The following is a 10,109-nucleotide window of genomic DNA, read 5'->3' as shown; positions in this document are numbered from 1 at the left end:
GGAACCTCAAACGAGGTTCAAATACATAAGCTCTACTGGCTTAGTTCACTAGCACACTGTTGAGTTCTCAAGCAACACACCCCAGATCGCACCGCAGTCACGCGGCCTTATCCGAAGCAGTCATTCCTAGCAGTTTTTGGTGGGACACCCACTCAATCGCACTGAGCGAGAGCTTGGTTCGTGTCCCGGTCGGCCACCCGGTTTCCCTGGCGACTTGGAGAACTTTACATGGCCGGAAACCCCCGAAAACAGGGGGGTACCTTAACTGTGTTTCCGCAGGTCAGAGGCCCAAAACGAGGCCAACACCGGTGATCCACCCGTGGCCGCCCCGGTGAACACCCGGACAAGAATATTGCTCCGAGTACATTGCACCGTATTGATCTCGAAGATTGCTCCGATTAGCTTCGGTCCATGAGCACTGCGGAACTCGACGGCATCTCCGTCACCTACGACGACCTCGGCACCGGGTTGCCCGTCGTCCTCGTCCACGGCCACCCCTTCAACCGCACGATGTGGCGTCCGCAAGCGGAACGCTTCAGTCGCGAGGGCTACCGGGTCGTCACGGCGGACCTTCGCGGGTACGGCGAGACCACGGTGGTCCCCGGCAAGACCGGCCTCGACGTCTTCGCCGCCGACATCGCCCGGCTCGCCGATCACCTCGGCCTCGAGCGCTTCGTCCTGGGCGGCCTCTCCATGGGCGGGCAGATCGTCATGGAGTTCCAGCGCACCTACCCCGAACGCGTCGCCGGTCTCCTGCTCGCCGACACCTCCCCTCAAGAAGAGACAGAGGAGGGCAAGCGCGTCCGCAACGCGATGGCGGACCGGGTCCTCGCCGAGGGCATCGGCCCGTACGCGGACGAGGTGCTGACGAAGATGGTCTCGCCGGAGAACGTCCGCACGCTGCCGGACGTGGCGTCGCACGTCTTACGGATGATGCGCACGACTCCGGCGGAAGGAGCCGCCGCGGCGCTGCGGGGACGCGCCGAGCGGCCCGACTACCGGGAGACCCTCGCGAAGGTCACCGTGCCGAGCCTGATCGTCGTCGGCACCGAGGACGAGTACACGCCCGTCTCGGACGCCGAGCTGATGCACGAACTCATCGCGGGCTCCACCCTGGCGGTGATCGAGGGCGCCGCCCACATGCCTAACCTGGAGCGTGAGGCCGAGTTCAACGCCGTGTTCGCACGGTTCTTGAAAGAAATCAGGTGATCGTCTCCATGTCCCACAAGACCGTCTTCGTGACCGGAGCCAGCGCGGGGTTCGGCGTCGAGATCGTCCGCCGGTTCGCCGCCGACGGCGCCAAGGTCGTCGCGGCCGCCCGTAGCAAGGACAAGCTCGCCAAGCTGGCCGACGAGCTCGGCGAGAACGTGCTGCCCTTCGAACTGGACGTCCGTGACGCCGACGCGGTGGCCGCGCTGCCGGAATCCTTGCCCAAGGAGTTCGCCGACGTCGACCTGCTGGTCAACAACGCCGGCCTCGCCAAGGGGCTCGAGCCCGCCCACCGGGCGAAGCTCGACGACTGGAACCAGATGATCGACACGAACATCACCGGCCTGGTGCACCTCACCCGCGCGCTGCTGCCGGGGATGGTCGAGCGCGGCCGCGGGCACGTGATCAACATCGGTTCGATCGCGGGCACCTACCCCTACCCCGGGGGCAACACCTACGGCGCGACCAAGGCGTTCGTGCACCAGTTCAGCCTGAACCTGCGCGCGGACCTGCACGGCACCGGTGTCCGGGTGACCAATGTCGAGCCCGGCATGGTCGGTGGCACGGAGTTCTCCGTCGTCCGGTTCGAGGGCGACCAGAGCAAGGCCGACAACGTCTACAAGGGCACGACGCCGCTGACGGCCGCCGATGTGGCCGAGTCCGTCTTCTGGGCGGCTTCGCAGCCCGAGCACGTGAACATCAACGTCATCGAGCTGATGCCGGTGGTGCAGAGCTTCTCCGCGCTGCAGATCCACCGAGAGAACTGAGGCCGAAGAGGTCGAAGAGCGCCTGCTGCTCCGGGCTCCGCTCGGTCAGCAGGCGCCGCGTCCGCGGGCGGCCGCCGGTCGAGGGGTAGCGCAGCACCGTCTCGCCGATCCCGGCCAGGCTGTCCATCAGTTCGCGGACCGAGAGGTTCATTCCGGCGCGGTCGGCCTCGCGCCGCATGAGGTGCGTGACCGTCGACGCGAGCACCGTGACCAGGGTGTGCACGGCGATCCGGTGCGGGGTCCAGTCCCAACGTGGTGACGGCCCGGTGACGGCGGTGCCGGTCAGCCAGCGGAATGTCGAGTCGAGGTGGGTCCGCGCCCGGTAGGCGGTGACGACCTCCGCGACGGGCCAGTCGTGGTCGGTGACCAGCACCTGTTTGCCGAAGAACTCCTCGCGCAGCCGGGAGACGGCGGCGTCGTCGACCTTCCAGGTCAGCCGGATCTCCCCCGGCCTCGTCCCGGTCAGCGAAGGCGAGAGCACGCGCTCGACCCGGCGGCCACGCGTGATCCTGGCGATTTCGGCGTTCACCTGGCTCCGATCGCCCCGATAGGTACCAGTGGCCAGCGCGGCGTCGAGGCCGGCGAGCTCGCGGGTCGCGGTGCCGAGTTCGTCACCGAACGCGCGGGCCTGCGCGTTGTGCAGGGTTTCCGAATGGGTCAGGATCACGCGTCGCCGCACGCCGGCGACCATCGCCCTCGTGTCGAAGGCGGTCAGCCCGGCGAAGCGCTCCGGGTCGACGGGTTTGCGCGCGGACGACGGTTTCGCCAGCAGGTCCGGATGGTCCGACAAGGGCAGTGCGCCGACGAAGTGTCGTCCGAGATCCACTTGCGCGGCCTGACCGGCGGTGAAGACCAGCGTGACGTCGCCGTCGGTATGCCGTCCGCGCAGGTCTTCGGCGAGCGCGGCGAACGGTGGTGCCCCCTCGCGCGGGTACGCGTGCGACGCCAGCGGGATCGCGCCGTCCTTGGTCACCACCAGTCCGAGTCCGGCGAGTTCGCAGCGGCACGGGTCGGTCGTGGTGAAGGTGGCGAACTGCGGCACGTCGACGGCGAGCGCGGCGTTCCCGGTGCCCAGCCAACCGAGTACGGCGTCGGCGACCGTGGTCTCGATCCGCGCGATGCGTTCCGGGGTGAGCCGCTGCAGTGCCCGCCAGTGGTTCGCCAGGTCGGCCTTGACGAATTCCCGCGCGACACCGTCCTCCCACCAGGCGGCGAGCTCCGTCTCCGGCGCGGTCGCCCGGTGCAGGACGGCGAGGGCGAGATGCGTCCCCAAGGTGGTCGCGGCGCGTTGGGCGCCGACGGCGTCGTCCACTCGCGGCACGAAGTCGAGCCGGTTCAGCGTCGCCCAGACCGCCGCGACGTCGCCGAAGGTCCTATGCCGGGCTTCGCCGGGTGCGGAGACCTCGCCGTCCATCGCGCGCCCGATCTCCTCGGCCGTGCCGAGGTAGCGCTGGGACACCACGCGGGGCTCGCCGTCGACCCGCGCGGAGGTGACGAGGTAGTAGTACGTCCGCCCGCCGACCTTCTTGCCGATCACCGAAGCCACCTTTAGGTAATACACTCCGACCCTCCGATCGGCAACCAAGATCGGTCGCTGACCTGGGCTAACAGTGAGCACACCCACGTGAGTGAGGTGGTGGCCGGATGCACACTGGCAGCTGGAGCGAGTCCGGCCATAGCGTGCGGGAATGGCATCCGACGCTGACGCGACCGCCCCCACCACCTCGGCGATGCGCCGGGCGCTCGCCAGGGCGCGCGACGGGAAGACCCTCGACCTCACCGAGGCCGCGATCCTGCTCCAGGCGCGCGGCGACGACCTCAAGACGCTGTCCGACCACGCCTCCCGGGTTCGTGACGCCGGCCTCGTCGCGGCCGGCCGTCCCGGCGTGGTCACCTACAGCCGCTCGGTGTTCATCCCGCTGACCCGCCTGTGCCGGGATCGGTGCGGCTACTGCACTTTCGCGACCGTCCCCGGCCGCGTCGAAGCACCGTTCCTTTCCCCTGACGAGGTCCTCGACATCGCGCGCAAGGGTGCCGCGATGGGCGTCAAGGAGGCGCTGTTCACCCTCGGCGACCGTCCCGAAGACCGCTGGAAGGCGGCGAAGGACTGGCTCGACGCGCACGGGTACGACGACACGCTCTCCTATGTCCGCGCGATGGCGATCCGGGTGCTGGAGGAGACCGGCGTCCTGCCGCACCTCAACCCCGGCGTGCTGACCTGGCAGGACTTCCAGCGGCTGAAGCCGGTTTCGGCGTCGATGGGCATGATGCTGGAAACGACCGCGAAGCGGCTCTACACCGAGAAGGGCGGCCCTCACTACGGCTCGCCCGACAAGGATCCCGACGTCCGCCTGCGGGTGCTGGAGGACGCCGGCCGCAGCTCGGTGCCGTTCACCACGGGCATCCTGATCGGCATCGGCGAGAACTTCGAGGAGCGGGCCGACTCGCTGTTCGCGATCCGCAAGGTCGCCAAGACCTACGGCGGTATCCAAGAGGTCATCGTCCAGAACTTCCGCGCGAAGCCGGACACGAAGATGCGCGCGACGCCGGACGCCGATCTCGAAGAACTCGCCGCGACCATCGCCGTCGCGCGGCTCGTGCTGGGGCCGAAGATGCGCATCCAGGCGCCGCCGAACCTGATCGGCCAGCAGTACGAACTGATGCTGAACGCGGGGATCGACGACTGGGGCGGCGTCTCGCCGCTGACCCCAGACCACGTGAACCCCGAACGCGCGTGGCCGCAGATCGACGAACTCAAGCGCCGCACCGAAGCGCTCGGGTTCACCGTGCGCGAGCGGCTGCCGATCTACCCGGAGTACGTCAAGACCGGTGAGCCGTGGCTGGACCCGCGGATGAACGCGCATCTCGCGCCGCTCACCGACGCCGAGACCGGGCTGGCGATCGAGGAAGCGATCCCGGTCGGCATCCCGTGGCAGGAGCCGGACGGCGGCTGGAAGGAGGCCGGGCGGACCGATCTGCACGTCGAGGTCGACACGATCGGCCGCACGGAAGACCGGCGCAGTGACTTCGATTCGGTCTACGGTGACTGGGCGGAGATCAAGGGCAACATCAAGACCGCGCCGCAGCGGTTCGACCTCGATGTCCGGGATGCCTTGCGCAGCGCGGAAAAGAACCCCGCCGGACTTTCCGACGACGAGGCTTTGGCGCTGTTGCACGCCGACGGCCCGGAACTCGACGCGTTCACCGGAATCGCCGACGACCTGCGCCGTGAGGTCAACGGCGACGACGTCACCTTCGTGGTCACGCGGAACATCAACTTCACCAACGTCTGTTACACCGGCTGCCGGTTCTGCGCGTTCGCCCAGCGGCGCACCGACGCCGACGCGTACACGCTTTCGCTGGAGCAGGTCGGCGACCGGGTCGACGAGGCGTGGGCCGCGGGCGCGACCGAGATCTGCATGCAGGGCGGCATCCACCCGGATCTGCCCGGCACCGCCTACTTCGATCTCGCGGCCGAGGTGAAACGCCGCCAGCCGGACATCCACCTGCACTCTTACTCCCCGATGGAGGTCGTCAACGGCGCTTCGCGGACGAACCTGTCGATCGAGGACTGGCTGGCCCGCGCGAAGGAGGCCGGTGTCGACTCGCTGCCGGGCACGGCGGCGGAGATCCTCGACGACGACGTCCGCTGGGTGCTGACGAAGGGCAAGCTGCCGACGTCGGAATGGATCAACGTCGTCACCACCGCGCACAAACTCGGCATCACGACGACGTCGACGATGATGTACGGCCACGTCGACACCCCGGCGCACTGGGTCGGGCATCTGAAGTTGCTGGCGAAGCTGCAGCGGGAAGGCCTGGAACGCAACGGGCGGCGCGGGTTCAGCGAGTTCGTGCTGCTGCCGTTCATCCACCAGAGTTCGCCGATCTACCTCGCCGGGCTCGCCAGGGCGGGGACGACGCTGCGGGAGAACCGCGCGGTGCACGCGCTCGCCCGGCTGCTGCTGCACGGGATGATCGACAACATCCAGAGCTCGTGGGTGAAACTCGGGGAGGAAGGCAGCCGCGCCGTGCTTCAAGGCGGGGTCAACGACATCGGCGGGACGCTGATGGAGGAGACGATCAGCCGGATGGCCGGTGCGGCCAACGGGTCGTACAAGACGATCAGCGACATGCGCGCGATGGTCGAGCCGCTCGGCCGTCCGCTGCGGCAGCGGACCACTGAATACGGGACGCCGACGCCCGAGCGGATCGCCGCGGCCGAGGCGTCGGACGGCGTCGCGACCGCGGTCCGGCGGCCGCTGCTGCCGCTTGTCACCAGCTGACGAAAAATCCGTGATCACCCCCTGAGCCGCGTACAGCGCGAGTCAGGGGGTGATCACGTTCCGTGTGTCGCCGCTCACAAGGCGCGGGGGCTTCGGGCGTTTTCTGTGCTAAACCCGAGAATCACTTCCGGGCAGGCGAGAGGACGTCGATGACCGCGAGCGCAGTCCAGGTGGCCGATACCGCCCGCTATCCGTTGTCCGAGCCCGGAAGCCCGGCGTGGCGCGAAATCGTTTCCCGGACCCGCGCCGAACTGCGGGAAACGGGATGCAGTGTCCTGGCCGACTTCGTCCGCCCGGAGTTGCACGACGTCCTTCGCCGCGAAGGCGCGGAGATCGCTCCGGAGGCGTACGCGAAGGTCGAACGCGTCAACGCCTACAACATCGCCGTCGACACTCCGCTCCCCGAAGGCCATCCCGGCCGCATGATCATGGAACGCGGCAACGCCTTCGTGGCACGCGACCGGATCCCGCCGACCGCGATCATCCAGCAGCTGTACGCGAGCCACGAGTTCCAGCGGTTCGTGGCCGACTGTTTCGAACTCCCGGCGCTCCACGAACTCGCCGATCCGCTGTCCGGCCTGGTGCTCAACGTGATCGAACCGGGCCGCTCGCATCCGTGGCATTTCGACACCAACGAGTTCACGGTCAGCATGCTCACGCAGGAGGCCGCCGACGGCGGTGTCTTCGAGTACTGCCCGAACATCCGCACGGAGGAGACGGAGAACTTCGACGACGTCCGTGCCGTCCTGGCCGGCGAAGGTGATCACCTGATCCGGCGGCTCACGCTGCGTCCCGGCGATCTTCAGCTGTTTCGCGGACGCTTCGCCCTTCACCGCGTGAGTAGTGTTCTAGGCGCGACAGCACGCCATTCCGCGATCTTCGCCTACAGCGAGCGTCCTGGGGTCATCGGCAGTCCGGAGCGGACTAGACAGCTGTTCGGCCGGGTCCTGCCCGAACATGTCGCTTCAGCGGCCGTCCGGGGCGATCAGCTGCTCGACTAAGTCAGGAGCCTGGCCCGTGCCTTTGGATTCGACCGGCAAGATCTCATTCGACCACATCTACACCGAGCCCGACCCGCGTGCCTTCTTCGGCACCTTGCGCGGGCTCGACTACGACATCCCGCAGCAGGCCAAAGCCTATTTCGCGAAATTGATCGACGAGTACCGCGCCGAAACCGACGTCAAGGTGCCGACAGTCCTCGACCTCGGCTGTTCGTACGGCGTCAACGCGGCGCTGTACCGCTGTGACCTCTCGATGGAGCGGCTGTACGACCACTACGCGCACGCCGCGTCGCTGAGCCGGGACGAGCTGATCGCCCGGGACCGGCGGATGCTGGAGGGAGTCGCCGACGGAGTCCGTTTCATCGGCCTGGACACCTCCGCACCAGCCCTGGACTACGCGCTCGAAGCGGGCTTCATCGACACCGCGATCCACGCGGATCTGGAGAGCGAAGAGCCGACAGAGGAGCAGCGCGCGCTGCTGGCCGAAGTCGACATCGTCATCTCGACCGGCTGCATCGGCTACGTCACCGAAAAGACGCTGGTCCGGATCGCGCGCGAAAGCCGGCCGTGGATGGCGCATTTCGTCCTGCGGATGTTCTCCTACGAACCGGTCGCCGCGAGCCTCACCGATCTGGACTACGACACCGCGGGAGCCGACGGCGTCTTCCAGCAGCGAAAATTCGCTTCGGAAGAAGAACGAACACAGATCCTGGACAACCTGTCCGTCGCGGGTGTCGACCCGTATGGGCTGGAGTCGGGCGGGCGGCTGTACGCGCGGCTGTACGTTTCCCGCCCGGACGGCGTGGCGGCCGACCTCGCCGCCACGCTGAACGCCCTTCCCCTTCGAGATCAAGGATGATCGTGAGCAGTCCGGAACTGTCCACCCGCACGTTCGGCAACGAGGACCTCCTGCCGAGGGTCCCCGTCCCCAACCTGGAGGACACCTGCCGCCGGTTCCTCGAATGGTGCTCGCCGCTGCTCACCCCGGGTGAGCTCGCGGAGACCGAAGGCGCCGTCGCCGAGTTCCTCGCGGAAGGAAGCCCGGCGCACGAACTCCAGAGCGCGCTCGAGGCCTACGACAGCAGCGAAGGTGTGCGTAGCTGGCTCGACACCTTCTGGCCGTACCGCTACCTCGGCCGCCGCGACCGGATCGCGCTCAACGCCAACTTCTTCTTCCTGTTCTCCGAATCCCCGCTGGGGCAGCTGGAGCGGGCGGCGGAACTGGCGGCGTCGGCGGTGGACTACAAGCTGAAGCTGGACGAGGAACTGGTGCCGCCGATCGTGGTCCGCGGGCAACCGCAGTCGATGGTGCAGCACAAGTACCTGTTCTCGGCGACGCGGATCCCCGGCGCCGTCCAGGACACCGCGCGGACGCCGTACAGCGAGGACTGGCCGGGGCCGTCGAAGGCCAGGCACATCGTGGTCTTCCACCGCGACACCCCGTTCCGGATGGACGTCATCGCACCGGACGGGCGGCCGTATTCACCCGAACAGCTGGTCGCGGGCCTGCAGACGATCGTGAAGTCAGGGAACTTCGTCGAGGACCCGGAGAGCGCCGTCGGGCATTTCACCACCAAGGCCAGGGCCGAGTGGGCGGCGACGCGCGAGGCGTTGCTCGCCGCCGGGAACGCGTCCGCGCTCGACGACATCGAGACGGCGTTGTTCTGTCTGTGCCTGGAGGACTTCACGCCGTCGGACACGCAGGAGGCGTGCGACAAGCTGCTGCACGGCGACAGCGGCAACCGCTGGTTCGACAAGGCCGTCTCGCTGATCGTGTTCGAGGACGGGACGGCGGGGATCAACGTCGAGCACTGCGAACTGGACGGGACCACGATCCTCGGGTTCACCGACGAGCTGCTGAGCGGTTCGCGGCTGGACCGCCCGCCCGCCGACGGCGTCCCGGCGTCCGAGGTCATCGAGTTCGTCCTGGGTGACGCGCTCCGCGAGGACGCCCGCGCCGCGGCCGCGTCCTTCGCCGCGTACGCCGACGCGACCGCTACGAAGACGGTGTCCTTCACCGATTTCGGCGCGAAGCGGGCGAAGGAGCTGGGGATGTCCCCCGACGGCTTCGCGCAGATGGCGTACCAGCTCGCGCACAAGCGCGCGAAGGGGATCACCGGCGCGACGTACGAATCGATCGCGACGCGGCAGTACCAGAACGGGCGCACCGAAGCGATGCGGGTGGTGACGCCCGAGGTGCAGTGGTTCGTCCAGGTGATGGACGACCCGAACGCGGACCGGCAGACGCGTCAGGCGGCTTTCCGCGCGGCAGCGGCGAAGCACGTCACGCGGGCGAAGGAGTGCCAGGCGGGCGACGCGCCGGAGCAGCACCTGTGGGAGCTACAGCTGATCCAGAAGCGTCGCGGCGTCGACGAGTCCCCGGCGCTGTACTCGTCGCCGGGCTGGCTGAAGATGCGCGACGACTACCTGAGCACCAGCTCGGCGCCGTCGGTGAACATCCAGTACTTCGGCTTCGGGTCGACCAGCCCGCAGTGCATCGGCGTCGCGTACGTGCTGCTGCCGGACAGGCTGAACATCTACCTGTGCACGCCGAAGCACGTCGCGCACGAGATGGAACTGTTCGCGGCGGAACTCGCCACGGCCATCCGGGAACTGCAGGAAGTGCTGGCTTAGCGGTCCGTGAAGGCCTCCTTGCCTACTTTCAAGGTAGGGAAGGAGGCCTTCGCTACCTTCGGATGTGATCTCTGGTGACGGTGGGACGGCTGTGACCTCGGCGGGCGGTCGTGAAGGCCTCCTTGAGGGACTCTGGGTCCCCCCAACAAGCCCCCCACCAAAAAAGAAGAGAGAACAGAAAGAGATGGGTGCCCTCTCCCTCCCCCCCCACA

General features: G+C 67.9%; 7 protein-coding genes. 6 read left to right on the top strand and 1 reads right to left on the bottom strand.

Annotation, left to right across the window (positions count from 1 at the left end):
- Positions 1-411 precede the first annotated feature (411 nt).
- Together ACZ7KI_RS40135 and ACZ7KI_RS40130 are read left to right on the top strand one after the other, a co-directional pair.
- Positions 412-1,209, top strand: coding sequence for an alpha/beta fold hydrolase (locus tag ACZ7KI_RS40135; protein ID WP_470278234.1), 798 nt, complete (start codon positions 412-414; stop codon positions 1,207-1,209).
- 8 nt (positions 1,210-1,217) lie between these two features.
- A complete protein-coding gene (locus ACZ7KI_RS40130; RefSeq protein ID WP_470278233.1) occupies positions 1,218-1,976 on the top strand; it encodes an SDR family oxidoreductase in 759 nt (252 codons plus the stop codon).
- Here the strand turns inward: ACZ7KI_RS40130 and ACZ7KI_RS40125 are convergent.
- Positions 1,915-3,522, bottom strand: coding sequence for an IS1634 family transposase (locus tag ACZ7KI_RS40125; protein WP_470278232.1), 1,608 nt, complete (start codon positions 3,520-3,522; stop codon positions 1,915-1,917). The two genes, ACZ7KI_RS40130 and ACZ7KI_RS40125, sit on opposite strands and share 62 nt — an antisense overlap.
- Positions 3,523-3,706: 184 nt before the next feature.
- Between ACZ7KI_RS40125 and ACZ7KI_RS40120 the strand changes: the two genes are divergently transcribed.
- The 4 genes from ACZ7KI_RS40120 to ACZ7KI_RS40105 all read left to right on the top strand — a co-directional run bounded on the left by ACZ7KI_RS40120 (position 3,707) and on the right by ACZ7KI_RS40105 (position 9,897).
- A complete protein-coding gene (locus ACZ7KI_RS40120) occupies positions 3,707-6,262 on the top strand; it encodes a bifunctional FO biosynthesis protein CofGH (RefSeq protein ID WP_470278236.1) in 2,556 nt (851 codons plus the stop codon).
- 149 nt (positions 6,263-6,411) lie between these two features.
- Entirely contained in the window at positions 6,412-7,263 is an 852-nt protein-coding gene (locus ACZ7KI_RS40115) for a HalD/BesD family halogenase (RefSeq protein WP_470278231.1), read from the top strand.
- 22 nt (positions 7,264-7,285) lie between these two features.
- Positions 7,286-8,122 (top strand): class I SAM-dependent methyltransferase, encoded by an 837-nt coding sequence (locus ACZ7KI_RS40110; RefSeq protein WP_470278235.1) that lies wholly within the window; start codon positions 7,286-7,288, stop codon positions 8,120-8,122.
- Entirely contained in the window at positions 8,119-9,897 is a 1,779-nt protein-coding gene (locus ACZ7KI_RS40105; RefSeq protein WP_470278230.1) for a choline/carnitine O-acyltransferase, read from the top strand. The genes ACZ7KI_RS40110 and ACZ7KI_RS40105 overlap by 4 nt, the downstream gene beginning before the upstream one ends.
- Positions 9,898-10,109: the final 212 nt, after the last annotated feature.

The organism is Amycolatopsis sp. NPDC039088 (genome assembly GCF_055598845.1).
The sequence above is the reverse complement of the archived record's forward strand: the minus strand, read 5'-3'. Positions and strand labels throughout refer to the sequence as shown.